This window comes from Streptomyces sp. NPDC008092, assembly GCF_042957285.1.
Classification (GTDB): domain Bacteria; phylum Actinomycetota; class Actinomycetes; order Streptomycetales; family Streptomycetaceae; genus Streptomyces.
The window spans coordinates 1-26,199 of record NZ_JBIBHY010000027.1; the positions used below are offsets into that span (position 1 = coordinate 1).

General features: G+C 71.2%; 24 protein-coding genes and 1 pseudogene. 12 read left to right on the forward strand and 13 right to left on the reverse strand.

What is annotated here, in order from left to right; translation table 11 throughout:
• Positions 1–216 precede the first annotated feature (216 nt).
• Positions 217–612: pseudogene (locus ACFZB3_RS47895) on the forward strand (arabinofuranosidase catalytic domain-containing protein); the annotation flags it as partial.
• Between the two features lie 93 nt (positions 613–705).
• On the opposite strand, the gene ACFZB3_RS47900 reads toward ACFZB3_RS47895, so the two are convergent.
• From ACFZB3_RS47900 to ACFZB3_RS47935, 8 genes are all read right to left on the reverse strand, one after another.
• Positions 706–1,545: an oxidoreductase gene (locus tag ACFZB3_RS47900; RefSeq protein ID WP_391389774.1), complete on the reverse strand. Its 840-nt coding sequence runs from the start codon at positions 1,543–1,545 to the stop codon at positions 706–708.
• Between the two features lie 156 nt (positions 1,546–1,701).
• Complete coding sequence (locus ACFZB3_RS47905; protein WP_391389776.1) at positions 1,702–2,478, reverse strand: SDR family oxidoreductase; 777 nt, start codon at positions 2,476–2,478, stop codon at positions 1,702–1,704.
• Positions 2,475–3,953 carry an aldehyde dehydrogenase family protein gene (locus ACFZB3_RS47910; protein WP_391389778.1) on the reverse strand — a complete coding sequence of 493 codons (1,479 nt, stop codon included), beginning with the start codon at positions 3,951–3,953 and terminating at the stop codon, positions 2,475–2,477. The genes ACFZB3_RS47905 and ACFZB3_RS47910 overlap by 4 nt, the downstream gene beginning before the upstream one ends.
• The gene (locus ACFZB3_RS47915; RefSeq protein WP_391389780.1) at positions 3,950–4,192 is read right to left on the reverse strand and encodes a ferredoxin; all 243 of its coding nucleotides are present in this window, start codon (positions 4,190–4,192) and stop codon (positions 3,950–3,952) included. Before ACFZB3_RS47915 ends, ACFZB3_RS47910 begins: the two co-directional genes overlap by 4 nt.
• Positions 4,189–5,421, reverse strand: a complete 1,233-nt coding sequence (locus tag ACFZB3_RS47920) for a cytochrome P450 (protein ID WP_391389782.1) — start codon at positions 5,419–5,421, stop codon at positions 4,189–4,191. The genes ACFZB3_RS47915 and ACFZB3_RS47920 overlap by 4 nt, the downstream gene beginning before the upstream one ends.
• A gap of 192 nt (positions 5,422–5,613) precedes the next feature.
• On the reverse strand, positions 5,614–5,802 hold the full coding sequence (locus ACFZB3_RS47925; protein WP_391389784.1) for a ferredoxin: 189 nt from the start codon (positions 5,800–5,802) through the stop codon (positions 5,614–5,616).
• A 27-nt stretch (positions 5,803–5,829) separates the two neighbouring features.
• Positions 5,830–7,044, reverse strand: coding sequence for a cytochrome P450 (locus ACFZB3_RS47930; RefSeq protein ID WP_391389786.1), 1,215 nt, complete (start codon positions 7,042–7,044; stop codon positions 5,830–5,832).
• 201 nt (positions 7,045–7,245) lie between these two features.
• Positions 7,246–7,821, reverse strand: a complete 576-nt coding sequence (locus ACFZB3_RS47935; RefSeq protein ID WP_391389788.1) for a DoxX family membrane protein — start codon at positions 7,819–7,821, stop codon at positions 7,246–7,248.
• 71 nt (positions 7,822–7,892) lie between these two features.
• Here ACFZB3_RS47935 and ACFZB3_RS47940 point away from each other — a divergent pair, with 71 nt between their 5' ends.
• Positions 7,893–8,957 (forward strand): MBL fold metallo-hydrolase, encoded by a 1,065-nt coding sequence (locus ACFZB3_RS47940; RefSeq protein WP_391389790.1) that lies wholly within the window; start codon positions 7,893–7,895, stop codon positions 8,955–8,957.
• 39 nt (positions 8,958–8,996) lie between these two features.
• Here the strand turns inward: ACFZB3_RS47940 and ACFZB3_RS47945 are convergent, their stop codons facing one another.
• Entirely contained in the window at positions 8,997–10,142 is a 1,146-nt protein-coding gene (locus ACFZB3_RS47945; protein WP_391389792.1) for a CoA transferase, read from the reverse strand.
• Complete coding sequence (locus ACFZB3_RS47950) at positions 10,139–11,191, reverse strand: LLM class F420-dependent oxidoreductase (protein ID WP_391389794.1); 1,053 nt, start codon at positions 11,189–11,191, stop codon at positions 10,139–10,141. The genes ACFZB3_RS47945 and ACFZB3_RS47950 overlap by 4 nt, the downstream gene beginning before the upstream one ends.
• A gap of 136 nt (positions 11,192–11,327) precedes the next feature.
• On the opposite strand from ACFZB3_RS47950, the gene ACFZB3_RS47955 reads away from it, so the two are divergent.
• The 4 genes from ACFZB3_RS47955 to ACFZB3_RS47970 all read left to right on the forward strand — a co-directional run bounded on the left by ACFZB3_RS47955 (position 11,328) and on the right by ACFZB3_RS47970 (position 16,164).
• Positions 11,328–12,494 carry an acetyl-CoA C-acyltransferase gene (locus ACFZB3_RS47955; RefSeq protein ID WP_391389796.1) on the forward strand — a complete coding sequence of 389 codons (1,167 nt, stop codon included), beginning with the start codon at positions 11,328–11,330 and terminating at the stop codon, positions 12,492–12,494.
• Between the two features lie 99 nt (positions 12,495–12,593).
• Complete coding sequence (locus ACFZB3_RS47960) at positions 12,594–14,090, forward strand: AMP-binding protein (RefSeq protein WP_391389798.1); 1,497 nt, start codon at positions 12,594–12,596, stop codon at positions 14,088–14,090.
• A 241-nt stretch (positions 14,091–14,331) separates the two neighbouring features.
• Entirely contained in the window at positions 14,332–14,640 is a 309-nt protein-coding gene (locus ACFZB3_RS47965) for a hypothetical protein (RefSeq protein ID WP_391389800.1), read from the forward strand.
• A 21-nt stretch (positions 14,641–14,661) separates the two neighbouring features.
• A complete protein-coding gene (locus ACFZB3_RS47970; RefSeq protein ID WP_391389802.1) occupies positions 14,662–16,164 on the forward strand; it encodes an AMP-binding protein in 1,503 nt (500 codons plus the stop codon).
• A 221-nt stretch (positions 16,165–16,385) separates the two neighbouring features.
• On the opposite strand, the gene ACFZB3_RS47975 is transcribed toward ACFZB3_RS47970, so the two are convergent.
• Positions 16,386–17,432: an enoyl-CoA hydratase-related protein gene (locus ACFZB3_RS47975; RefSeq protein ID WP_391389804.1), complete on the reverse strand. Its 1,047-nt coding sequence runs from the start codon at positions 17,430–17,432 to the stop codon at positions 16,386–16,388.
• A 9-nt stretch (positions 17,433–17,441) separates the two neighbouring features.
• Complete coding sequence (locus tag ACFZB3_RS47980) at positions 17,442–18,572, reverse strand: acyl-CoA dehydrogenase family protein (RefSeq protein WP_391389806.1); 1,131 nt, start codon at positions 18,570–18,572, stop codon at positions 17,442–17,444.
• 85 nt (positions 18,573–18,657) lie between these two features.
• On the opposite strand from ACFZB3_RS47980, the gene ACFZB3_RS47985 reads away from it, so the two are divergent.
• Positions 18,658–19,890, forward strand: coding sequence for an acyl-CoA dehydrogenase family protein (locus ACFZB3_RS47985; protein ID WP_391389808.1), 1,233 nt, complete (start codon positions 18,658–18,660; stop codon positions 19,888–19,890).
• Between the two features lie 83 nt (positions 19,891–19,973).
• Here the strand turns inward: ACFZB3_RS47985 and ACFZB3_RS47990 are convergent, their stop codons facing one another.
• On the reverse strand, positions 19,974–20,963 hold the full coding sequence (locus ACFZB3_RS47990) for an LLM class flavin-dependent oxidoreductase (RefSeq protein WP_391389810.1): 990 nt from the start codon (positions 20,961–20,963) through the stop codon (positions 19,974–19,976).
• A 115-nt stretch (positions 20,964–21,078) separates the two neighbouring features.
• Here ACFZB3_RS47990 and ACFZB3_RS47995 point away from each other — a divergent pair, with 115 nt between their 5' ends.
• From ACFZB3_RS47995 to ACFZB3_RS48015, 5 genes are all read left to right on the forward strand, one after another.
• Entirely contained in the window at positions 21,079–22,338 is a 1,260-nt protein-coding gene (locus ACFZB3_RS47995) for a MaoC family dehydratase N-terminal domain-containing protein (RefSeq protein WP_391389812.1), read from the forward strand.
• A gap of 105 nt (positions 22,339–22,443) precedes the next feature.
• Positions 22,444–23,748 (forward strand): AMP-binding protein, encoded by a 1,305-nt coding sequence (locus ACFZB3_RS48000; RefSeq protein WP_391389814.1) that lies wholly within the window; start codon positions 22,444–22,446, stop codon positions 23,746–23,748.
• A gap of 85 nt (positions 23,749–23,833) precedes the next feature.
• The gene (locus ACFZB3_RS48005; RefSeq protein ID WP_391389816.1) at positions 23,834–24,598 is read left to right on the forward strand and encodes an SDR family NAD(P)-dependent oxidoreductase; all 765 of its coding nucleotides are present in this window, start codon (positions 23,834–23,836) and stop codon (positions 24,596–24,598) included.
• A 23-nt stretch (positions 24,599–24,621) separates the two neighbouring features.
• Positions 24,622–25,386: a crotonase/enoyl-CoA hydratase family protein gene (locus ACFZB3_RS48010; RefSeq protein ID WP_391389818.1), complete on the forward strand. Its 765-nt coding sequence runs from the start codon at positions 24,622–24,624 to the stop codon at positions 25,384–25,386.
• Positions 25,387–25,415: 29 nt separating this feature from the next.
• Positions 25,416–26,186, forward strand: coding sequence for an SDR family NAD(P)-dependent oxidoreductase (locus ACFZB3_RS48015; RefSeq protein ID WP_391389821.1), 771 nt, complete (start codon positions 25,416–25,418; stop codon positions 26,184–26,186).
• Positions 26,187–26,199 lie beyond the last annotated feature (13 nt).

Sequence of the window (26,199 nt, forward strand, 5' to 3'; positions counted from 1 at the left end):
TGACCAGAGCGGTCTTGGTCATGAGGGTTCCTGGAGGTAAGGTGAACTTGGGTTCATCAACTACTATGAACCTCGGTTCACGTTAATGCAAGTCCGACGCTCCATGGCCGGTCATGGCTGGTGGCGCGGGGCCCGCCCGTGTGAGTCCCGCGGCGGGTATTGACGGCCGCTGTGAGATTCCTATGCTCGGGATGTCCGAAGCTTCGGGCGGTGTTCGATATCAAGGTCTGGGGCTACGGATCCGGCAACGTCCCCTGGATCATGGCCGACCTCGAGAACGGCCTGTTCTCCGGCGTGAACCAGCACTACAACGCGAACGACCCGTCGATAGGCAACCGCTACCTGACCGCCGTCATCAAGGGCGAGTCCAACCACTGGGCCATCCGAGGCGGCAATGCACGGTCGGGCGGTGTGTCGACCCTCTACAGCGGACCGCGCCCCAATGTCGCGGGCTACAACCCGATGAAGAAGGAGGGTGCGATCATCCTCGGCATCGGTGGGGACAACAGCCACGGTGCCGCCGGAACCTTCTACGAGGGCGTCATGACATCCGGCTATCCGTCGGACGCCACCGAGAACGCGGTACAGGCCGACATCACGGCGGCCGGGTACCGCAGGTGGCCCCTCGGCCCGGAAGCACGGATGCTGCTCGGATGAGCACCAGCGGGCCGGCGCACCGTCGGCCCCTGGTTCCGGCCGCCTCCCTCAAGCCCGGCTGCGAGGCATGCCGACGGCCCGGTTCATCAGGCCGTCGAAAGCCCGGTCCGAGATGATTCCGCGCAGGGTGATCAAGGGGCGGGCCCCGAATCCGGCGGCGTACCGGGTCTTGGGCCTGCGGGCGGTGACGGCCTTGGCGACGGCCTCCGCGATGACGGACGGCGGGGACTCGCGCCGGGCGTTCGCCTCCGAGGTGAAGGCGGCGAGCACGGCGGTGGCCTGGGTGGCGTAGGGGCCCGTCCCGGAGGCTTCCTGCAGTTTGGCGGCCGTGACGACGTTGCCCCCCGTTCTGATGTTGCCGGGCTCGATGATGACGACGTCGATACCGAAGGGCCTGGTCTCCAGGCGCAGGCAGTCGCTGAGGGCTTCGAGGGCGTACTTGCTGGCGTGGTACCAGCCGCCCAGCGGCGAGTAGAACTTCCCGCCCATCGAGGTGACGTTGACGATCTTCCCGCCGCGCTGCTCGCGCATGTACGGCAGCGCCAGCTGGGCCAGCCGCATCGCGCCGAAGACGTTCACTTCTGCCTGGCGGCGGGCCTCCTCCATCGAGACGTCCTCGACGGCCCCGTAGGAGCCGTAGCCGGCACTGTTGACCAGGACGTCGATGCGGCCCGTCTCGGCGATGATCTGCCGGAATCCGGCCAGCATCGACTCGTCGTCCGAGACGTCCATGATCAGGGGGATGACACCGGCGGCGGCCACGTCGGCGAGTCCGCCCTCGTGCCTCGCGGCGCCGTAGACGGTGTATCCGAGTTCGTGCAGTTTGATGGCCGTCGCTTCGCCGATTCCTGACGAAGCGCCGGTGACGAGAGCGGTCTTGATGGGCATGGCGGCTCCTCGCGTAATGTGAACCATTGCTCAGCTTAATCATGAACCGCGATTCATCTTTGTGCAAGGGGCGTCCCTCCCGGAGTCCGGCGAGACGGCCACGGGTCCCGCGCACGCATGCGCGGGACCCGTGGCGAACTGTGCCGTGCCGAACCGTCAGGGACGCAGGATCCAGCCTCCGTCGACGTGCAGGACCTGCCCGGTGATCCAGTTGCCCGCCGGGGCTGTCAGCAGGAGGAGCGGGCCGGCGAGCTCCTCCGGTGCGGCGAAGGCCTGCATCGCGACGACCCTCTTCATCGCCTCGCGGAACGCGGAGCCCTCCGGCACCAGCGCCTTCCCGGCCTCGCTCTCGACCAGCCCCGGCGCGATCGCGTTCACGGTGATCCGCGACGGCCCCAGATCACGGGCGAGCGTGGTGGTCAGCCCGACCAGGGCGATCTTCGTGATGCCGTAGAGAGTCGCTGCCGGGAAGGCCCCGCCGGAGGTCTGGTTGACGATCCGGCCGCCGCCACGCTCGCGCATGTGCGGGACGACGCTGCGGGTCATCAGGTAGGCCCCGTTGAGATTGACGTCCATGGCGAGCTTCCAGTGGTCGTACGCGCACTCCAGGACCGGGCCCCGGTGCAGCGTCGCCATCAGCGCGGCGTTGTTGACCAGGATGTCGATCCCGCCGAACCGCTCGACGGTCGCGCGGGTCAGCGCCTCCACCGATTCCGGGTCGGTGATGTCGACGCCCGCGCCGAGCGCCTGGAGGCCGGCCTCCTCCAGGTCGGCGGCGACCTTCTGCGCCCCGTCGTCGCGGACGTCGGCGCAGACCACGGCGGCTCCCGCGGCGGCGAGCGTACGGGCGTACGTCTCCCCGATGCCGCCGGGCGCGGCTCCGGTGACGATCGCGACCTTGCCCTCCAGGGACCAGTTCACCGTTTCGGTCATGCCGACACCCCTGTGAATCCGATGGCCACACTCTTGGTCCGCAGGAACTCCTCGAAGCCCTCGCGGCCGCCCTCCTTGCCCACGCCGCTGATGCCCCATCCGCCGAAGGGCCGGTGCACGCCGAGGTTGCCGGCGCCGTTGACGAGGACCTCGCCGGTGACGAGCTCCTCCGCGATGCGGTGGGCGCGCTGCAACTGCTGGGTGTACAGGTAGGCGGACAGCCCGAACGGGGTGCAGTTGGCGATCTCGATCGCCTCGTCGTCGGTGTCGAAGGGGATGATCGACAGCACCGGCCCGAAGACCTCGCGCTGGCCCAGCTCGGAGTACGGGTCGACGTCGGCGAACACGGTCGGCTCGATGAAGTACCCGTTCGCCAGGTCGCCCTCGATGCGGGAGCCGCCCGTCACCAGGCGGGCCCCGTCGGCCTTCGCCTTCTCGATCATGCCGAGGACGCGGGTCAGGGCGGCCTCGTTGATCAGCGGGCCGGAGACCGTCCTCGGGTCGAAAGGGTCCCCGCTGGTGATGGTCCTGGCGATGGCGGCGACCTTCTCGACCGCCGCCTCGTAGATCCTGCGTTGCACGAGCATGCGGGTGGGGAAGGCGCAGCCCTGGCCGGTGAGCGCACCGATGGACAGGAGGGTGCCCCGGGTGCAGGCGGCGTCCAGGTCGGCGTCCTCCAGCAGGATGTTGGCCGACTTGCCGCCGAGTTCCAGGACCACCGGCTTCATGGACTCGGCGCAGCTGCGCAGGATCCGCCGGGCGGTGTCCGGGCCTCCGGTGAAGGTCACCTTCTCCACCAGGGGATGGGAGACCAGCGCCTCGCCCGCCGCCGCGGTGCCCGGCAGGATGTTGACGACGCCGGGCGGGAAACCGGCCTGCTCCACCAGGTCGGCGAACAACTCCGCCGAATACGGGGTCAGTTCGGACGGCTTGACGACGACGGTGTTGCCTGCCGCCAGCGCTGCCGGAATCTTCATGGCCAGCGAGATGAGCGGCCCGTTCCAGGTGATGACGACGCCTATGACGCCGTACGGCTGGGCGAGGGTGTAGCCGAACTCCCCGTCCTGCCCGAAGGAGGCGGTGACATCACTGCCGATCTTGTCGGCCCAGCCGGCGTAGTAGCGCGTCCACTCGGCCGAGAGCCCGACGAACCGGGCACCGGACGCGAACGGCGTGCCGTTGTCCAGAGTGCCGCGGCGGGCGAACTCCTCGCCGTGCGCCTCGATGAGATCCGCAAGCCTCAGCAGCAGCTTGCGCCGTACGGCCGGCCGGGTGCGGCGCCAGCTCGCGAACGCCTCGTGTGCGGCGCGTGCCGCTTGGTCGACCTCGGCCGGCCCGGCCAGCGGAATCACCGAATGCGAAGTGCCGGTGACGGGGTTGATGTGGTCGAACGCGCCACCGGACCCCTCGCTCAGGCGTCGGTCGCCGATCCGTAGGTGGACGGCTGGTGGGGTGCGGTCTGTCGCGGTGGTCATGGCTTTGCTTTCGTTTCGCGGATCTGGGGGGTGGTGGTCGGACCGATGAGGGTGATGGCCCGCTCGGGGCAGGCCAGGGCGCCGTCCCGGGCGGCCTCCTCGTGCTCCGGGGCGATGGTGGCGTCCCCGCCGGACGCGAGCGCGGCGTAGCCGAGTTCGTCCAGCTGGAAGACCTCCGGAGCCGTCGCGTTGCAGCGGGCGTGTCCGGAGCACAGGTTGGGGTCGACCACGGCTTTCATCGGAAGTCCTCGGTGGTGGTGAAGCGCAGGGGCAGGCTGTCGAGACTGTGGACGGCGCCCCAGGTCTCGATGACGGCGGCGTCCGGATCAAGGCGGTAGTCGGGCAGGCGCCGGTGCCATTCCCCGAGTGCGACGGTGAGTTCCTCGCGCGCCAGGTGGGAGCCGAGGCAGCGGTGCGGTCCGGCGCCGAAGGCGAAGTGCGCCGCCGGCCGCCCGCGGTCGAAGCGGACCCGCCCCGCCTCCTCGAGTCCCTCTTCGTCGCGGTTGGCCGAGACGAGCGGGAACAGCACCATGTCTCCGGCACGGAACCGGTGGCCGGCTAACTCCACGTCCCGGGTGACCTTGCGGGCCACCTCGGGAATCGCGTAGTACCGCAGGAGCTCTTCGACGACGTCGCCCATGGGAAGTCGGGCGCGGGCCGTCGCGGCGACCTGCCGCCGGTCCGCGTCGTGCGTCGCCAGGTGGTACAGGGCGAAGGCCAGGGTGTTGGTCACCGTGTCGAGGCCGGCCAGGAACAACAGGAAGAGACAGTTGAGCAGGGCCTCGTCCGGGATGGGCTGTCCGCCCAGCTCCCAGGTCAGCGCCTGGCCGACGATGTCGTCACCGCCCCCGCCCGACGCTCTGCGCTCGGCGAGCACCTGCGTGAAGTAGGCCCGCACCGCCGCGACCCCGGACAGGTACCGGGTGGCGCCGGCCGGACCGTCGTCGCCGGGGCGGAGAATCTCGTGCTCCCAGGCGAGGAAGGTGTCCAGCTCCGAGGCCGGCAGGCCGACCAGTTCCAGGAACACGACCGTGGGGAAGCGGGTGGCGAACTCCCGCACGAAGTCGCACCCGTCCTGGCCCTCGATCGAGTCGATCAGTTCCCGGCAGCCGCGTTCCAGCCGTGGCCTGAGCGCGGCCATGCGCCTGGGGGCGAAGCAGCCCGCGAGGAGGTGCCGCCAGGGGCGGTGCTCCGGTGGGTCGAGCTGGATCGGGATCATGCTGACGGGCGGGTCCGGGTTCAGCGGCGTGATGGCGCTGCTGGAGAACGTGTCCGGATCCTGCAGGCACGAGCGGATCAGCTCGCGCTTGAGGACCACCCAGTACGCACCCCCGGGCTCCTCGATCCGCAGGACCGAATGCTCGCGCCGCAGCCGGTCGTATCTGTTGAGTCCCTGTCCCGCCGGACCCGAACCGGTGAACCGGAAGTCGGAATGCGGATGAGAGGTCCTCAGGTCTGTCGTGTTCATCGCGTCGGCTCCTCCAAGGGGCCTCGTCCAGGCCGGCGGGAGCGGAGAGCGCGGACCGGGGCGGTCCCTCGCTTGCGGCCAGGCTACGGCGCCGGTACCGAGATAGCTAGCTACGAATACCTGCCTATCTTGGTTAACTAGGACACAGTGGTCTGAGTTCCCGCGGCGAGCATGGTTCTGCGCGGCCGCTGCCTACCCCTGGATCTCGATGGCGAGCACGGGGCAGGCGCGCAGAGCCTGTTCGACCGCGGCCCGCTGGGAGTCGTCGGGTGTGGCGTCGTAGACGAGGTCGTCGTTCTCGTCGAAGTCGAAGACCTCCGGTGCGGCGAAGCTGCACTGGCCGTGCAGGGCGCACTTGTCCGTGTCGACATGGACCTTCATCGGGGCTTGCTCCTTGCTCGGTGCGTGTCATGCCCAGGCGACGGGCAGCTTCTCCAGCCGGTTGATGCTGGTGCTCCAGCCGCGCTGCGGTGTCCCGTCCAGCCGGAGCCCGGACTCCAGGGCGAAGTACTCCTCCAGGAAGATCCGCAGTTCGAGGCGGGCGATGTGACTGCCGAGGCAGTTGTGCGGCCCTCCGCCGCCGAACGTCATATGGCCGGTCGGGCTGCGGCGGGAGTCGAAGCGGTGGGGGTCGTCGAACACCTCCGGGTCGCGGTTGGCCGCGACGTACCACATCAGCAACAGGTCGCCCCCGGCCACGCGCTGCCCGCCGATGTCCAGGTCACGCTTGGCGGTGCGGGCGAAGCCCATGGCAGGTGTGATGTAGCGCAGGAACTCCTCCACCAGCTCGGCGGAACGGCCCTCCGCGACGGCGGCACGCGCCTGCTCCCGGATTCCGGTGTCCTCCAGCAGTAGCCGGACGATCTGGCCCAGTGCCGTGTGCGTGGTCTCGAACCCGGCGACGAAGAGGGTGATCACCCACCACCGGTATTCGCTGTCGGTCAGCTCGGCGCCCGCGTCGGTCTTGTTGACCAGCTCGGAGATCACATCGGGTCCGGGGCTGCGGCGCTTGAGCTCCCGCAGTTCGAAGGCGTACTGCGCCACCTCTCCCAGTGCCCTGAACTGGCGCTCGGGCCCGTCGGACTTGTCCATGGCGAGGATGTCGTTGCCCCAGTCCACGAGCCGCGGGCGATCGTCGCGAGGAACTCCCATCACCTGCCCGATGACCAGGGCGGGGATCGCGGAGGCGACGGCCTCGACGAACTCGAAAGCCTCCTCGCCGCGGACCTCCTGGAGGGTGTTCACCGTGGTCTCGCGGATCCAGCTCTCGAAGCGGCTCGCGACACGCGGACTGAAGGACTTGGCCACGATCTGCCGCAGCCGCGTGTGGCGGGGCGGATCCAAAGTCAGGATGCTGTCGCTCTCCTGTTCGAGCAGATCCTTGTTGATCGGATACATCACGCCGCGCGTGGTCGTGAAGTTCTCGGTGTCCTTGGAGACTTCGGCGATGTCGCGCGCCCGTGTCAGTGACCAGAACCCGTCCTTGAGGGTTCCGGTGGCGGCCGGCGTCCAGTGCACCGGATCCTCCTGCCGCAGCCGGTCGAAAGTCTGGTGCGGAACGCCGTCGGCGAAGCTCGCCGGGTCGGACAGATCGAGGATGACGGGGGTGGCGGGTGTGCTCACGGGTACTCCATCTCAACCAACCGGTTGTTTGACCGATGGCCTCGCGCGGCCTGGTCTGGGGCTACGATCCATGGCCTGGAGGTCGGTGTCAACGAGGTGTTTCGTCTTTGTATCCCTTGTTCTTCGTACTGTCGGCGCACGCGAAGGCCCAGATGCTCAGTCAACCGTTTGGATGGCTGAAGGCCCGGCCGGCGGGGTTGATCAAGAGATCGAGGCTGACTCCCCGGATGCTCTTTCCGTCTCCTCGGCCTCGCGGTCGGGCCGGTGGCAAGCGATGAGCAGTGCGGCCGCGCCCGCGAGGCCCAGGCCCGTGGCGGCGAGTGCCGCACCGCCGCCGGACCTGCCCCGGCGCAGAGCGGCGTCCAGGGAGTACCGCCCGTGCCCCAGCGCGGCCAGCGCCACCGCGGCGCCGCCCACGACCCCGACGTACTCCCAGCCGCCCTTGAAGACGAAGAACCCCTTGCCCCGGTGGTCGGTCGCCGCCGCGACGGCCATCAGCCCGACCGCTCCGGCCGCGGGCAGGGGCGCGGCGATCCCGAGCGCCAGACCCGCGCCCGCGGCGATCTCCGTGCCGGCGGCCAGCCGTGCGTGGACGGCGGCGGGCCTGAGTCCGAGTGCCTCGAACCAGCCTGTCGTGCCGGCAAGCCCTCCAGGCCCGGCGATCTTGTTCCAGCCGTGGGCGATCAGCATGGGTCCGAGAGTCGCGCGCAGAAGGAGAGCCGCGGCATCGCGGGCCGAGCCCGGGTCGCCGGGGGCGGGGCGGGGGAGGCGGGTCATGAATGCTCCTTACGGCCTCATGGGTTGGACCACGATGGTTTACTAGGTTGTCTATGTCGAGAGGGGGGGTCATGTCCAGAGACGGTGACCGGCTTTCCGGGACAGGGCGGCCGGTGAAGGGCGGCCGGCCCGGCCTCACGCGGGTGCGGCCCGGCCTGTGGAGCCTTCCGATCCCCCTGCCGGGTCCTCCCGGCCACGTCCTGGTGTACGTGCTGGAGACCGACGCGGGCCCCTACCTCGTGGACGCGGGCTGGGACACCGAAGAGGGCTGGGGCGCGCTGGCGGCCGGACTGAAGGCTCTGGGCACTCGGGTCGAGGACGTCCGAGGTGTTCTGGTGACCCACTCCCACCTCGACCACTACGGCCTCGCCCCGCGCATTCGCGAGGCGTCCGGCGCCTGGGTGGCCCTGCATGCGCTCGACGCCGTCGGCCTTTCCCAGTTCCGCAGTGATCCCGCCCTGCGGCTCGCGGCGTTGCTGCGCAGGGCCGGGGCGCCGGAGGAGGCCGTGACGAGGGCGCTCGACGACCTCGGACGGCGTCCCGGGGTGGACGCCGCACTCCCGGACCGGCATCTGGCCGACCGTGAGCGGCCTGAGGTCCCCGGCTGGGACCTGACCGCGCTGTGGACACCTGGCCATACTCCGGGACACCTCTGCTTCTGGGAGCCGCGTCACCGCGTGCTGCTGGCCGGGGACCACCTGCTGCCGCGGACCACGGTGGGGATGTACGAGCCGCGGGACGACAACGACGACCCCCTGGGGGACTACCTGGGAACCCTGGAGCCGCTGGTGAGCATGGAGCCGGACCTCGTCCTGCCCGCCCACGAGCACCACTACGCCGATCTCGCGACGCGCGTCGGGGAACTGCGTCACGGTCACGCGACCCGCACGGCGGTGGCGGCGTCGGCGCTGCGTGAGGGCCCCGTCACCGCGTGGCGGTTGGCCGGGCGACTGCGGCGCTCCGGCACCCTGGAGGGGCTGCGCGGCTTCCCGCTGCGAGCGACGGTCTCGCGGGCGCTGGTGATCCTGGCGCACCTGCGCCGCCTCGGCGCGGCGCGGGAGGTACCGGGCCCGCCTCCGCACTGGAAGGCCACTCGGCGCCTGGAACAGTGTGAGGCGGGTTTCTTCAACGGCTGAGGCGACCGTCTTCCGGGGCCGCGGCCGGGATTCGGCCGGTCACCAAGTACCCGGCCGCTGTACGACGGCCCCGCCCGACAACAGTTCCCGGGCTCCCCGCACACGCCACTCCTCCAGCACCTCCAGACTGTGCGTGCCGGGTACCGTCCGCGGTCCTGCGGCACGGGTCGGTGTGGCGGAGAAGCGCGGCGCCGGCGCGGGGACTGTTCCTCCCTCGACGGCCACATGCGCGCTCCGGGCCGCCAAGTGCGGATCGCGTTCCGCCTCCGGCCAGTTGAGCACCGGGGTCACGCAGGCGTCCGTGCCGTCGAAGACCTTCTCCCATTCGGCGCGCGTACGCGTGCCGAAGCAGGCGGCGAACGCCTCCCGCATCCGCGGCCACACCGCACGGTCGTGCTGCGAGTCGGCCCATTCCGGCACGCCCAGGAGTGCGACGAACTGTGCGTAGAACTTCGGCTCCAGGGCGCCCACGCTCATCCAGCCGCCGTCGGCGGTGGCGTACACGTCGTAGTAGGGGGAGCCGGTGTCGAGCATGTTGCTGCCGCGTTCGTCGCTCCAGCCGTTGTGCCGGCGCTCGGCCCAGACCATCGCCGCGAGATGCGTGACGCCGTCGACGATGGCCGCGTCCACGACCTGGCCCTCGCCGGTGACACGGGAGTGGTGCAGCGCGGCGAGGACTCCCACGACCAGATACAGCGAACCTCCGCCGAAGTCGCCGAGCAGGTTGAGCGGTACCTGGGGCGGCCCGCCGGCCCGGCCGATCGCCGCCAGCGCGCCGGTGAGGGAGATGTAGTTGATGTCATGGCCGGCCGTGGCCGCCCGTGGTCCGTGCTGCCCCCAGCCGGTCATCCGGCCGTACACCAGGCAGGGGTTGCGGGCGTGGACGGCGTCCGGGCCGATACCGAGGCGTTCGGCGACGCCCGGTCGAAGTCCCTCGATCAGGACGTCCGCTCGCTCCGCGAGGCGCAGCACCGTCTCCGCTCCGTCGGGGTGCTTGAGGTCGACGACGATCGACCGGCGACCCCGCTCCAGGAAGTCGGAGACGGGGGAGGGGACGGGACGGTCCACACGGACGACGTCGGCGCCGAGTTCGGACAGCAGCAGCGAGGCCATGGGCGCCGGACCGAGGCCGGCGAGTTCGAGTACCCGGACCCCGGCGAGCGGTCCGCGTGCCGTGGCACTCATGCGCTCAGCTCCTTCAGGGCGGCCACGTCGAGGACACGGCGCTCGTGGGTGGCGGCCAGCGGCTTGGCGTTCAGGGTGGTCGCACCGCTCTCCCTGAATGCGGCGACGCGTTCCTCGACCCAGCCGGGCGGGCCGATCAGCGAGACGCCGCGCACCAGCTCCTCGGGTACGGCGGCGGCTGCCTCGGCCTTGCGGCCGTCGAGGAAGAGTCTCTGGACCTCCGCCGCGGCCTTCTCGAAGCCGTATCGGCAGGCCAGGTCGTTGTAGAAGTTCCTGCCCTTGGCACCCATGCCGCCCACGTACAGGGCCAGATGCTCGCGCACCTGTTGTTCGGCAGCGGCGCGCTCGGCGGGGTTCTCCGTGATCGCGACGTGCGTGTCCACGACGATGTCGAGCGGCGGCAGTTCGGGTGCGCGGCGAGCCGTTCCCGTGGCGAGAGCATCGCCGAAAGCGGCTCGTGCGCCCTCGGGGTGATAGAAGATCGGTTCCCAGCCCTCGAAGAGTTCGGCGGCGAGGGCGACGTTCTTCGGCCCGAGCGCCGCCAGGACCATGGGGACGCGCTTGCGGACCGGGTGATTGATGAGCTTCAGCGCCTTGCCCGCGCCCGAGCCGCCGTGCTCCCAGCCGAGGGGCAGGTGGTAACGCGGTCCGTCGTGGACCACCGGTTCGCGGCGCCAGACCTTGCGGCATATCTCCGCAACCTCCCGGGTACGGGCAAGGGGAGCGTCGTACCGGATCCCGTGGAAGCCTTCGACGACCTGTGGGCCGGAGGCGCCGAGCCCCAGGGTGAAACGCCCGCCTGAGACGTAGTCCAGGCCTGCCGCCGTCATGGCGAGCAGTGAAGGCGTGCGGGAGTAGATGTTGAGGATGCCCGAGGCGAGCTGGACGCTGTGCGTCCGCGCCGCCAGATAGCCGAGCTGACTCACCGAGTCGAAGCTGTACGCCTCCGGGACGAAGACGATGTCGAGCCCCACTCGCTCATAGTCGACGAGCGCGTCGGCCGTTTCCGCGAACCCTCCGCTGTAGGCCATCGGCATCCCGATTCGCATGTCACTGGTCCTCTCGCACGTCGTTCCGGCATCTGGTCGCTGCGTCGCGGTCGCGATGTCAGCGGACCGGCTCTGGAGTCAGCATAGGTGACCTAGTAAACTAACCTACAGTTGTTGTGAGCGAGGAGGCTGCTCTATGTCCACACGTGACGCCGTCATCGTCGACGCGGTCCGAACTCCGGTCGGCAGGCGGAACGGATCCCTCGCAGACCGGCACGCCGCCGATCTGTCCGCTCATGTGCTCCGGGCGCTGATCGAGCGCACCGGGGTCGACCCGGCCCTCGTCGACGACGTCGTCTGGGGTTGTGTGCAGCAGGTGGGGCAGCAGGCCAACAACGTGGCCCGCATGGGCGTCCTCGCGGCCGGCTGGCCGGAGTCGGTTCCGGCCACCACTGTCGACCGCCAGTGCGGCTCGTCCCAGCAGGCGGTGCACTTCGCGGCGGCGGGACTGATCTCCGGGCAGTACGACGTGGCCGTCGCCGGCGGCGTGGAGATGATGAGCGCCGTGCCCATCGGGTCCTCGGTGCGGGACCCCGAGTTGGGCAGGGCCGGCGGTCCGCTCGTGCAGGAGCGCTACGGCAGGAGCTTCAACCAGGGCGTCGGTGCCGAGATGATGGTCGAGAAGTGGGGGCTCGGCCGCACGGAAATGGACGAGTTCGCCTCCGCCTCGCACGCCAGACTCGCGCAGGCGACCGACAAGGGCCTCTTCCAGGGCCAGCTCGCTCCGGTCACTCTCGCCGACGGCACGGTGTTCGCCACCGACGAGGGCCTCAGGCGAGGGACGAGCGCCGAGAAGCTGGCGGGGCTGCGGCCGGCCTTCAAGGAGGACGGCACCATCCACGCCGGCAACTCCTCGCAGATCAGTGACGGTGCCGCGGCGCTGCTCATGATGACCTCGCAGAAGGCCGCACAGCTGGGCCTAGCGCCCATCGCCCGCGTGCACACGGCCGTGCTCGCGGGCGACGACCCGGTGCTCATGCTGGGCGCGCCGATCCCCGCCACGGCCAAGGCCCTGGCCCGCTCCGGGCTGTCCATCGACGACATCGGCGCCTTCGAGGTCAACGAGGCCTTCGCGCCCGTACCGATGGCGTGGCTCGCCGAGACCGGAGCCGACCCGGGGCGGCTCAACCCCAACGGCGGCGCGATCGCCATCGGCCATCCGCTGGGCGCCTCGGGGGCCCGTCTGATGACCACCCTCGTCCATCACATGAGGGACAACGGCATCCGCTACGGCCTGCAGACCATGTGCGAGGGCGGCGGTATGGCCAACGCCACGATCGTCGAACTGCTCGCGACGGGGTGACGGCGAGCGCGGCGACCCCTCGGCCGCGCACTCGTTGGGGCGCAGGCTTTCCCAGACATAGTTATCTCAGTATGCTTTCTCTGGAAATGGAGGTGGCCTATGGGCGCTCGCAGTCGCCTGGCCGAACTGCTGGGCAAGGCTCCCGCGGACGCCCGAGCCGTGGAGTTCGAGGAAGCGTGGTGGCACTGGGGCGCGCTGCGCTCGACCGCTCGGCGTCTCGACACGTTGCTGACGGAAGCGGGTCTGGGACCCGGAGCGCGGGTCGGGGTCGTTCTCGAGAACCGGCCCGAGCACCTCGCCGTCGTCTGCTCGGTGCTCGCCACCGGCAGATGCGTCGTCACCCTGAGCCCGCTGCAGCCCCCCGAGCGGCTGGCCGCCGACATCACCCGCAGTGGGCTGCCCGTGGTCGTCGCGTCCCCCGGCGTGCTGGCCGAGGAGGGCGTACTGGACGCGGTCACCGGAACGGGGCTGGGCCTTCGCCTTGCACCCGACGGGAGCGTGGCGCCCGCCGGAGGCAGGCCCCGTCCGGACGCCGAGACCGCGCCGGGCGTCTCCGTCGAGATGCTCACCTCCGGTACGACCGGCCCGCCCAAGCGCGTCCGCCTCCTCGACCGGCAGTTCGACACGGCCCTGGAATCCAGCGGACAGAGCCCGAAGAAAGGTGTGCTGCTGCGCTCCGGCGTGAGCCTTGTGACCACGCCGCTCGTGCACATCGGCGGACTGTGGAGCGCCGTCTCGGGCCTCTACGCGGGTCGCCGTCTCGTCCTTCTGCGCCGCTTCGCGCTGGAGCCCTGGGTACGCGCGGTCGAGCGGCACCGGCCGCCGGCCGCCGGACTGGTCCCGGCCGCGCTGCGTGCCGTCCTCGACGCCGAGGTGCCGCCGCAGAGGCTGTCCAGTCTCCGCGTCGTCACCTGCGGCACCACCTACTGCCCGCCCGAACTCGCGGACGCTTTCTTCCGCACGTACGGCACCCGCGTTCTGATGACGTACGGAGCCACGGAGTTCGCCGGGGCTGTCGCCGCCTGGACGCTCCCGCTGCACGAGAAGTGGTGGGAGACCAAGGCGGGCAGCGCCGGGCGCCCCCTTCCGGGCGTCGAGATGCGCGTCGTCGAGGGCGACGGGACCGGCGTCGAGCCCGGTGAAGTGGGCCACCTGGAGATCCGTACCGCGCAGTCGCCCGACGGGAGCGACGCCTGGGTACGCACCAGTGACCTGGCCCGGCTCGACGAGGACGGGTTCCTGTGGATCCACGGGCGGGCGGACGACGCGATCATCAGGGGTGGCTTCAAGGTCCAGCCGGACCAGGTACGCCGGGCCCTCGAACGCCACCCCGCCGTTCACGAGGCCGCCGTCGCCGCGCTGCCCGACGCCCGCCTGGGCCATGTGCCGGTGGCCGCCGTCGAGCTGCGGCCCGGCTGCATACCGCCCACCGCGCAGGAGCTGACCACGTCCTGCCGTGAGGTACTCACGCCGTACGAGGTCCCTGCCCATATCCTGGTCGTCGACGCCCTGCCCCGGACGCCGTCGTCCAAGGTCAGCCGCGTCGAGCTGCTCGACCTCGTACGGGCCTCGCTGGCCGCGGACGGAGCGGCATGACCACCGGTGCGTCCCGCTCCCGGCCGGCAGTGGGGACGGCCGGCCCTCGGGCGGATGACCACGAGCCCGGACCGCCCCGCACCTCCCGTCTCCTCGTCCTGACGGGCGGCCCCCAGAAGTCCAGACCGCGTCGGTTTCCGCATGAGCCGCAGCCGACGCGGCCGGAGTCACCTCCGCCCGGAGCAGAGGTGCACGATCCGGCCGAGCCGCCAAGAATGAAACGCACACCTTGGGAGTCACAGTGAAGCCACGAGTCGGGCAGACACTCGCCAGCATCGTCGACGAGACGGCCGTCATCGTCGTCCGGGCCCCCGACGCGGACGTGAGGATCACCTGCGGTGGCGCGGAGATGTGCGACACACGTGAGAAGGCAGCCGTCACGGGGGTGCCGGATCCCACGCAGGCCGACGGGACGCTGCTCGGCAAACGCTACGCGGACGACGAACTCGGTCTGGAGCTCCTGTGCACCAAGCCCGGGCAGGGCACGCTCGCCGTGGACGGGCGTCCGCTGCCGGTCAAGGCCGCCAAGGCGCTCCCGGCCTCCGACTGACCGGCGGGAGGTGAGCCTGCAGTGAACGTGACGATGCTGCTCGACATGGCAGCCGAGGGTTTCGCGGATCGGGTGGTCACCGGCCGCCGGGACGGTGGTCTGACCGCGGCGGAGCTGCGAGCCTGCTCCCTCGCGGCCGCCGCCGGCATCCGCGAGGCGGGTGCGGACGCGTTGCTCTTCCTCGATGTGAACGGCCCCGCCTTCCCGGTCGCCCTGTGTGCGGCCGCCCGGGCCGGTGTACCGCTCGTTCCGGTGAACTACCGCCTGGGCGAGGAACAGCTCGCCCTGCTCCTGGCGAACCACCCCAAGGCGCTGGGGATCGCGGGCCCTGACCGACTGGAGGCGCTGGAGCGCGCCGGACTGCGGGCCCACACGTCCGAGGAGTGGCTGCGTGCCGCCCGAGAGGCCGACGTGACGGACGCCGAGGAGATATTCACCGAGCCGGACAGCCCGGCGGTCATCATCTACACCAGCGGTACCACCTCGGCCCCCAAGGGTGTGCTGCTCCGCCACGCCAACCTGGTCTCCTATGTGCTGGGCACGGTCGAGTTCGCCTCCGCCGAGCCGGACGAGGCGGCGCTGATGAGCGTGCCGCCGTACCACATCGCGGCCGTGGCGAATGTCCTGACGAACCTCTACGCCGGTCGCAGGACGGTCGTGCTCGAGCGTTTCACGCCCGAGGAGTGGCTGAGGCTGGTGCGGGACGAAGGCATCACGAACGCCATGGTGGTGCCCACGATGCTGGCCCGGATCGTGGACAGCGGCGCCGACAAGACGCTGCCGGCCCTGCGCGGCCTCGCGTACGGCGGGGCGCCGATGCCGTCGGTGGTGATCGAGCGGGCGCTGCGGACCTGGCCGCATGTCGGCTTCGTCAACGCCTACGGCCTGACCGAGACGAGTTCCACCATCGCGGTCCTCGGTCCCGAGGACCACCGGGCCGCGCTGGTCAGTGACGCCCCTGTCGTGCGCGCCCGGCTGGCCTCGGTCGGCCGCCCGGTGCCCGCGGTCGAGCTGGAGATCCGCGACTACGACGACCGTCTGCTTCCGCCGGGACAGAAGGGCCGCGTCTGCGTACGGGGCGAGCAGGTCTCCGCCGAGTACGTGGGCCACGGCAAGGCCGTCGACGCCCGTGGCTTCTTCGACACCCGGGACCACGGTTACCTGGACGAGGACGGCTACCTGTTCATCGCGGGCCGTGCGGACGACACCATCATCCGTGGTGCGGAGAACATCGCCCCGGCGGAGATCGAGGACGTGCTCATGCGACACCCGGCCGTCCAGGACGTCGCCGTGGTGGGCGTACCCGACGACGAATGGGGACAGCGCATCGAGGCCGTGGTCGTGGTACGGCCCGGCACCACTGCCGAGCCCGATGAGCTGCGCGGGTTCGTCCGCGAGGCGCTGCGCGGGAGCAAGACGCCGGACCGCATCGAGATCTGGGACGAACTTCCGAGGACGCCGACGGGCAAGTTGGTGCGGCGCCATGTCGTCACCCGGCTGCGCTCCGGCGCGGACGAGGTCTGAGCATGCGGGTCGGGGGCCGGGGGGGGCGGCCCCGGGGGGGCGCCCCCGGGGGGGGGGGGGGGGGCCTCCCCCCCCCGGGGGGGCCCCCGCCCCCCCCCACCCGCTGGGGGGGGGGGTGCGCGGGCCGGGGGGGGGGGCGCGGGGGGTCGGCCGTGGGGGGGGGGGGGGGGGGGCCGCGGGCCCCCCCCCCCCCCCCCCCGACCCGCATGTGGCCGGTGCTGTCAGCATCCCCCGCAGGTGTCGACCAGGCCCCACTCCAACGCGGTGCGCGCGTCGATCGGCACACCGCTGAGGACCAGGTAGGCGGTGCGCCACCGCCCGATGCGCCGCGTCACGCTCACCGTGCCCCCCGCCCCGGGAACCAGTCCCATGCGCAGTTCGGGGAGCTGGAAGTAGGCGTCGCGGGCGGATTCGACCCGGTCCGCGAACGCCGGGACCTCGATGCCCGCGCCGATGCAGGCGCCGTGCACGCGGACCCGGACGCGGCCGGCCGCCCGGTGCACCGCGTGGCCGGCACTCCGGCGGACGCGGATCAGATGTGCGGTCGACACGTCGGGGGCCGTACCGAACTCGTCGAGGTCGCCGCCGCTGCAGAACGACGGCCCGTTGCCGCTCAGCTCCACCTCGGCGATCGTCGGGTCGAGACGGGCGAGGTCGAGCGCCTCGACAAGGCCGTCCCGCACGTCCCGGCTGAAGGCGTTGTGGCGCTGCGGCCGGTTGAGGACGACGCGCAGGAGCGATCCGTCCCGGGAGACCAGGACCGGTTCGGGATGGTCGGGCACCGGTCGTCGCGGAGTGCGGGCGCGCCAGGCCGCGAACTCGGGGCCGGCCAGCAGCATCGAGTAGGACAGGGACTCGGCGGTCAGGCCCTCGGCGACCGGCAGCTGTTCGGTGAGCCGGAGGAGACCGGTCAGTGTCACCGCGGCCCTGGGCGCGAGGGCCGTGTACTCGGCGATGTGCTCGGCGGTCGCCCAGGGGTCGTCGACACCCACCCGCTCGGCGCCGCCGCCGTCCTCCCCGGTCGGCACGAGCGTGAACGTCAGCTCGCGCAGGAGCGGCGCGAGGCGGTCCGGCAAGGAGGCATTGGTCACTCCGATCAGTACACGGCGCGGCTCGTCGGCCAGGACGGGCAACGGATCGCTCGGGGCCCATTGGTCCAGGTCGACGAAGGCCACCGGGGCCACCGGGCGTCCGGAAGAGGTCAGCTCCAGCGCCGTGGAGGTCTCGTCCGCGAGCTCACGCGGACCGAGGCGGCCGACGGTGTCCATGGCGCGGCCTCAGGGGAAGACCGGATGCCGGGCCGCCAGCAGCAGCCGGCACACGCGTTCGTAGTGCAGGGCGGAGGTGCCGTACAGCACCTCGTCGGTCTTGACGCGCCGCAGGTACAGGTGGAGGTCGTGCTCCCAGGTGAAGCCGATCCCGCCGTGGATCTGCAGGGCCTCGCCGGCGAGTCTGCTCGCCTCCTCGGAAGCGAAGGCCTTCGCGGTGCTCGCGGCTTGCGAGGCGTCCGGTGCACCGGCATCGGCGGCCATGGCGGCGTAGTACACGGCTGCCCGCATGCCCTGGACGGCCAGGCGCATGTCGGCGGCCTTGTGCTTGATCGCCTGGAAGCTCCCGATGGGCCGCCCGAACTGGACCCGGACCTTGGCGTACTCGACGGTGGAGTTCAACAGCCACTCGGCCGCGCCGAGCGCGTCGGCGGCCGTCAGGACGGCTCCCGCGTCGCGCAGCCGGCTCACACCGGCAGGCCCCGCGCCGAGCCGCCTGCCGAAGGGGACGTGCACCTGGTCCAGGGACACCTCGTACAGGTTGCGGGTCAGGTCCAGCGACCGCTGGCGGCGCACGGTGACACCCGTGGCGTGGCGGTCGACGAGGAAGTTGGCCGGCTCGCCGTCGAGCTGCGCCGCTACCAGCAGCCAGCGGGCGCTGCCGGCGTCCTGGACGGCGGACTTGGTGCCACGCAGCACGAAACCGTCCCGCTGCGGGGTGGCCGTGGTGAACTGGTGCCGTGTGCTCCACTCTCCGCCGGCCTCCGCGAAAGCCCAGGTTGCACTGGCCGATCCGGCCGCGAGAAGGGGCAGGACCTCGGCCCGTGTCTCGGCGGAGCCGTCCCAGCTCACCGCGAGCCCGACGAGGGCGCTGGTGAGGAACGGGCCGCGGGCCACGGCCCGTCCCAGTTCCTCGGCGACCAGGGCCAGCTCCGTCAGGCCCTGGCCCGCGCCGTCGAACTCCTCGGGCAGGGCGAGACCCGTCCATCCCAGGTCCGCCCCCAGCCGCCACAGCTTGGTGTCCACGTCCTCGCCGGCGTCGATCAGGGCTCGTACCCGATCGGGGCCGGCGTGGTCCCGGAGGGTGGCGCGGGAGACGTCCCGGAGCATCCCCTGCTCGTCGCTGGGTTCGAAATCCACCGTCGCTCCCTCTCTCCGCCGGGGTGCGGTACCCGACACACGGCTCCATCTGATGAAGAGGTTATGCTATCACTAAGTTAACCAAGTGGATGAGGTCTGTGAGGGCCTCGGTACCCCCGTGGAGGCCACCGTGCGACTCGACACCTCCCCCGAACTCGATGCGTTCAGGGCCCGTGTGCGCGCCTTCATCTCCGATCATGCGCCGGGAATCAAGACGCATACAGGGGTACGCGCCCCGGAGCCCGAACTTGTTCCGGCGATCCGGGCCTGGACCGCCCAGCTGTACGCCGAGGGCTTTCTCGGGATCGGCTGGCCCGAGCAGTACGGAGGCAGGCCGGACGCCCATCCGCTGGAGGCGTTCATCGTGGCCGAGGAACTGACGCGGGCGCGCACCTGGGAGCCGATCGGCGCCGCTTCGCTCGCCGCGGCCGCCGTGATCGAATACGGCACGGAGGAGCAGAAGGACCACTTCCTGCCCCGCATCCGGGGGGCCGCGGACATCTGGTGCCAGTTGTTCAGCGAGCCGGGAGCGGGCAGCGACCTGGCGGCGCTGAGCACCAGGGCCCGCCGTGAGGGCGACGAGTTCGTCGTGGACGGCCAGAAGGTGTGGACGACCAACGGCCAGCACGCCGACGTCGGCTACCTGCTGGCCAGAACCGACCCGGAGGCCCCCAGGCACAAGGGCATCACGGCCTTCGCCCTCGACATGCGCGCACCGGGTGTCGACATCCGCCCGCTGCGCGAGATCACCGGCACCACGGACTTCAACGAGGTCTTCCTCGACGGTGTGCGGATCCCCGCCGACCGGGTCATCGGCGAGGTGGACGACGGCTGGCGCGTCGCGATGTCCAGCCTCGCCCACGAGCGCACCGGGGTCGCCGGGCACGCCGCCGAGCTGTTCCTGTACCTGGACGATGTTCTCGGTGTCGCGGCGAACGCCACCGTCGCGGGGCGGCCCGCGCTCGACGACGCCTCCGTGCGACGGGACATCGGACGGCTCGCGACCCGGGTACACGTGAACAACCTCATGAACAAGCTGCAGCAGTCGCAGATGCTGGCGGGCAGGGAGGACCCCGCGGCCGCCCCCCTCGGCAAGATCTTCTTCGGCGAGACCAACCTGGCGCTGGCCGAGTTCGGCATGGCCCTCCAGGGCACCGACGCCCTGCTCACCGAGGGCGACTCGGGCTCGGTGGCCGACGGCTGGTGGCAGGACGCCTTCCTGTACGCACGGGCGTACACCATCGCGGGCGGGGCCAACGAGGTGCTGCGGACTGTGGTGGCCGAGCGGGCCCTGGGGCTGCCACGCGAACCACGGTGACGGTCGGTGCGGCGACCGAGGAGGAGGCCCACCCGGGAGAGCCGGGTGGGCCTTCTGCTGTGGAAGCCGGTCCCGGGGTGCACTCAGTCGAGCAGCGCCAGGCTTGCCCGCGCGTAGGCCTGCCGGCGGCGCTCGCTGACAAGGAAGGACGGGGGCGCGAAATAGGCCGCATCGCGGGCGAGTGAGTCGCCGCGCCGGCGCAGTGCCTCGCGGGCGTCCCGAGTGGAGCCGCAGATCGCGATCTCCTCGACCATCTCGTCGGTGACCGCTCCGGCCATGCCGTCGGTGTCACCGCGACGGAAGGCTTCCCGCAGCTCCTCGACCGGCTTCTGCCAGCCGTGATGCTCGACATAGGGGTCGTACGTCTTCACGGTGAGATAGAAGGCGATCATGCGCCGGGCATCACGGACGGCACGCTCGGGGTCGTCGTCGTTCACGGCGGTGATCACCCATCCGTGCTCGACGGGCCGCTTCTCGCGTTCGCCCCGGTCGGCTCCGCGTGCCACCGAGGGTCGTACCACCTCGTCCCACCAGCTGCGCGTGAACAGGCCGTGCCCGATCACCCCGTCCGCGACCCGCCCGGCGGCTCCGGCCATCTGCTTGTTGAAGCCGGCGAGCAGCACGGGCACCTCGATACGGCCCAGCACCGGCGCGCGCACGTCGGCGTCCACACGGTAGAACTCGCCCTCGTAACGAACCGGCTCGCCGTTCTCGGCGTACAGCCAGGCCCGCACGGCGCCGACGAGGTCGGCCATACGGGCCACCGGACGGTCCGCCTCGACGCCGAACCAGTCGCGGTTGATGCGGTACGCCCCCGAGCCGAGACCGAGAAACAGTCGCCCCGGAGCGTGCTTCCACATGCTGCGCAGGGCGGCGGCGTGGGCGTAGGGGGTGCGGGCGAACGCGTAGGCGATCGCGGGGCCCACCGTCGCCGTGCGCGTGGCGAACGCCATCTCCGCGAGCGTCGTGTACGCCTCGTGGTCCACGAACTCACCACTGCAGAACAGCGTCACTCCGGCCGCTTCCGCCTCGGCGGCGACCTCGGCACCCTGCCACGGGATTCCGTACTCCATGCCCTGTCCTCCTCGTTCCCAACCGCTCAAGACTCCTCTAACCTAGTTCACTATGATAGCTCTGTAGGTTCAGGATGTGAGAGCGGAAAGTCGCCGACACGAGGGAGAAGGACACGTGAGCAGCGCGCAGTCGACGGTGCGGGAGGAAGCGTTCGGCGTCTTGACCGAGGCCGCACTGGAGAGGTCCCGGCGGCGCCTCGGGGTGCCACAGCCGCAGCGGAACCCCCCGCACAACTACGAGGTGACGTGGGACGCCGCCCGTCACTTCGCCTACGGCTACGGCGACGACAACCCGCTGTACTGCGACCCCGAGTACGCGGCCGGCACCCGTTGGGGCAGGCTCCTGGCCCCGCCGACCTTCCTCTACACGATGGGGGAGGACGCCGCGCCCAAGCCCGACGCGGACACCAGGGCGCTGCTCAAGGGCGACCCGTTCGCCGGGCTGGGCTCCTACCAGGCGGTGATGGAGTTCGAGTGGTGGCGCCCGCTGGCGCTGGGCGACCGCTGCCGGGTGCTGCAGGCGCAGGTGGGCGTCGAGGAGAAGAAGTCCGGCTTCGGCGGTCGTACGGCCCACGTCACCAACGACTTCCTCTACACCGACGGCCAGGGCCGGATGCACGCCGTACGGCGTGGTACCTGGATCAACGCCGAGCGTCACACCTCGAAGAACCGGGCCAAGGAACAGCTGGAGCAGACTCCCTACACGCCCGGGCAGTTGGCGGAGATCGACGCGGCCTACGCGGCCGAGACACGCCGCGGCTCCGAGCCCCGCTACTGGGAGGACGTACGTGTCGGCGACGAACTGCAGCCCCGGGTCAAGGGCCCCCTGACGACCACGGACGTCGTCGTGTGGCATCTCGGCTGGGGCATGCAGCTCACGCCTCCCGGAGCTTTCCGGATCCAGTACAACACCCGCAGGAAGGCGCCGGGTCTCTACCCCGCCAACGCCCTCAACGTGCCCGACACCGTCCAGCGACTGCACTGGGAGCCGCGGCGGGCCCAGGAGCTGGGACTGCCGACGTCCTACGACTACGGCGGTATGCGGGAGACCTGGCTGGTGCACGCGATCACCGACTGGATGGGCGACGAAGCCTGGTTGTGGAAGCTGCGCTGCGAGCACCGCAAGTTCAACTACCTCGGTGACACCACCTGGGTGCGGGGAAGGGTCGTGGGCAAGCTTGAGGCCGACGGCCGTCACGAGGTGCACCTTCAGGTGTGGTGCGAGAACCAGCGCGGGCAGACCACCACGCCCGGCGTCGCAGTCGTGCTGCTGCCGACGAGGCGCGCCCCACGGGTGAACCTGCCCGAGCCGCCCGCGGCCGACCTGGACGGCATGGTGCGGCACGAACTGCGGCGTCACCGGGTCGCCGACTGACTTCCGGGCCCGGTCGCTCCCCGCAGGGTGCACGAGGGCCTCCGACCAGACTCGACCGGCGGCCGATGCCGGCGGGTACGTGAAGGGAAGAGCGGAGTGAACGAGATGTCACAGCAAACGATGCCGGCCGAGGCCCACCTGGCACGCCTGGCGAACTCCCCGTCCGTCGGTCTCCGTGTCGCGGCGTTGGAGCGCGGCCATGTCCGCCTCGTCTTCCACGGCGTGGCCTCGGTCGCGGAGGTGACTCTCGCGGAACTCCACGAGCGCGCGTGCAGTGTCGCCGCGGGATTCGCGGCCTTGGGCATCGGCCGGGGCGACGTGGTCGCCGTGCAGTTGCCGCACCGGGTCGAGGAGGCCGTCGCCCACGCGGCGGTCCTGCTGCGCGGCGCGGTGCTGATGCCCCTCGACCTCTCCTGGAGCGCCCAGGAGGTGCAGCGCGCGCTGCGGCGATCCCGGGCGGTCGCGCTGGTCACCTCGGCCTGGCGCTCGCACGACGTGCTCCGGGCCCGTAACGCGGCCGACGGACTCCCGTGGCTCCGGCATGTCGTCGCGGTCCCCGGCACATGGCCGACGGCCGGGGTGCCCGCCGACGGCATCGAATGGGAGATTCTCGAACGCTTCAGACCACAGCCCCCGGCGGCGGCCGCCCGCCCGGACGAGGTGGCGTTGATCGCGCACGCCCCGGCCGCCGGGCCGACGCCTTCGCGGGCCGTCCTGCACACCCATGCCTCGCTGCTCGCCGAACTGGCCACGATGCCGCCCGCGCCGGGTGTCGTCCCCGGGCGCGTCCACCTGGCACCGTCGGGTGCGGGTGACCTCACCGCCACGACGAGCCTGCTGCGCGCACTGGTGACCGGGCTGCCCACGGTGTTCCTCGAGCGCTGGGACGCGACCACCGCGCTGGAACTCGTCCGCCGGCATCGCGTGACATCGGTCGCCCTGAGCCGCTTCCGTCTCACCGGCCTGCTGGAGGCTGCCGCCCGCAGTGGTGAAGGCATGGCCGAAGTGACGGAATGTCACATCCTCGGCGCCATCACGCGAGCGGTCGTGGAGCAGGCCGAGCGTGCCGGGGTCGCGGCGTACGGCGGCTACGGCCGGGTGGAGCATCCCACCGTGGCCGTGGGGTCGCCGAAGGATTCGCTGCAGTTGCGTGGCGCGGGTGCCGGACGTGTGCTGCCGGGCAGCGAGGTGCGGATCGTGGACTCCGCCGGCCGGGAGGTACCGCCCGGGCGGGAAGGGCAGATCCTCAGCCGGGGACCGGAGCTGTTCCTCGGCTACCTGGAGCAGGCCGGGGAGCCGCCGATCGTCGACGGCTGGTTCGCGACCGGTGACCGTGGTGCGCTCGACGCCGAAGGCCGCCTGTACATGGCGGGCGCCGCGAGGGCGGAGGAGACCGCCGACGCGGCATGATCAGAAGACGGACATAGTTTACTAGGTGAGCTGGCACCGGGTATGGTGCTGGAAGACGCCCTTCTCCACCATCAGGAGATCTCCAATGCACATCGAGGGAATGTCCGCCCTGGTCACCGGCGGTGCGTCCGGCCTCGGACTCGGAACGGTCAACCGGCTGGCCGCGGCCGGCGCCCATGTGGTCATCGCCGATCTGCCGTCCTCCCCGGGCCAGAAGGCCGCCGACGAACTGGGCGACCGCGTCCGCTTCGTCCCCACCGACGTGACCGACGAGGACCAGTTCCGTGGCGCCGTCGCCGCGGCGGGCCAAGCCGGTCCGCTGCGGGCCCTGGTGCACTGCGCCGGGATCAACCACACGATCCGGGTCGTGGACCGCGAGGGAGAGCCCGGAGAACTGGCCGGGTTCGACAAGGTGATCAGGGTCAACCTGATCGGCTCGTACAACGCCCTGCGCCTGGGCGCCGCGGCCATGGCGGCGACCGAGCCGGTGGACGGCGAGCGCGGCGTGATCGTCCTGACCGCGTCCGTGGCGGCGTACGAGGGCCAGATCGGCCAGATCGCCTACAGTGCCTCCAAGGGCGGCGTGGTCGGCATGACGATCGTCGCCGCACGCGACCTCGCCGGCCGTGGCATCCGCGTGAACACCATCGCCCCCGGACTGATGAAGACCCCGCTCCTCGACTCCCTGCGCGAGGACGTCCAGGCGTCACTGGCCGCGAGCGTGCCGAACCCCAAGCGCTTCGGTACGCCCGACGAGTACGGCCGGACAGCGCAGTTCCTGATCGAGAACGCCTACGTCAACGGCGAGACCATCCGCCTCGACGGCGCCATCCGCATGGCGCCTCGCTGATCCCTCAAGGAGACCTGAGCGCCATGTCCGACGAGGTACTGGTGGAACACGCCGACGGCGTCACGCTCATCACCATCAACAGGCCGGAGGCCCGCAACGCCGTCAACCGCGCCGTCAGCGAGGGCGTCGCCGCGGCCCTGGACGAGTTCGAGTCCCGCAGGGACCTGACCGCCGCCGTCATCACCGGCGCGGGCGGCACCTTCTGCTCCGGCATGGACCTGAAGGCGTTCGTCGCCGGTGAGACGGTGGCCCTGGAAGGCCGCGGCTTCGCCGGCATCACCCGGCGCCCGCCGCGCAAGCCGGTCATCGCCGCGGTCGAGGGCTACGCCCTGGCCGGCGGCTGCGAGATCGTCCTCGCCTGCGACCTGGTGGTGGCCGCCGACGACGCCAGGTTCGGCATCCCCGAGGTCAAGCGCGGCCTGGTCGCGGGAGCGGGCGGGCTGCTGCGCCTGCCGAGGCGCATCCCCTACGCCGTCGCCATGGAGCTGGCACTCACCGGTGACTTCCTGGACGCCGCCCAGGCGCACCGCTACGGCCTGGTCAACCGGCTGACCGAGCCCGGCAGGGCGCTGGAGGGCGCCCAGCGGCTAGCGGCGCGTATCGCGGCCAACGGTCCGCTGGCGGTCGCCGCCACCAAGGAGATCATCGTCCGCTCGGCCGACTGGCCGGCGGAGGAGGCCTTCGACAGGCAGGCCGTGATCATGGAGCCGGTGCTCAGGTCCGCCGACGCGCGTGAGGGCGCGATCGCCTTCGCGGAGAAGCGCCCGCCGGTGTGGCGCGGCGAATAGACATTCCGATTCCGATACGAGGAGCAGCAATGGAGCTGGCTGGTGGCGTCGCCCTGGTGACGGGCGGGGCGGGCGGACTCGGCGAGGCGACGGTACGGCGCCTGGCGGCGGCCGGGGCCAAGGTCGTCGTCGCGGATCTCGCCGACGAACGCGGCGAGGCACTCGCCAAGGAACTCGGCGACGACGCGGTCTTCGCCCGGACCGACGTGACCCGCGAGGACAGCGTGCTCGCGGCGCTCGAAGTCGCCCGCGGACTGGGCGAGTTGCGGGTCGCCGTCAGCGCGCACGGCGGTCCGGTCGCCCATGCCCGCGTCCTGGACCGGGAGGGCAACCCGTACGCTCTCGACCTGTTCAAGCGCACCCTGGACGTGTACCTCACCGGCACGTTCAACGTGCTGCGCCTGTCGGCCGCGGCGATGGCGAGGAACACACCGAACGAGTCCGGCACCCGCGGGGTGGTCGTCAACACCGCCAGCATCGCCGCTTTCGAGGGCCAGATCGGCCAGTCCGACTACGCCGCGGCCAAGAGCGGCGTCGTCGGCCTCGGACTGGTGGCCGCGCGTGACCTGTCCGCGGTCGGCATCCGCGTCATGACCATCGCACCCGGCACCTTCTTCACGCCCGCCTTCCGCATCCCCGAGGAGCAGGCGCAGGAGACCTGGGGCTCCAAGGTGCCCTTCCCCAAGCGCATGGGGCGGCCCGAGGAGTACGGCGCCCTGGTCCAGCACATCGCCGAGAACGACTACCTCAACGGCGAAGTGATCCGGATCGACGGCGCCCTGCGCTTCGGCCCCAAGTGACGAGGGCGACGAC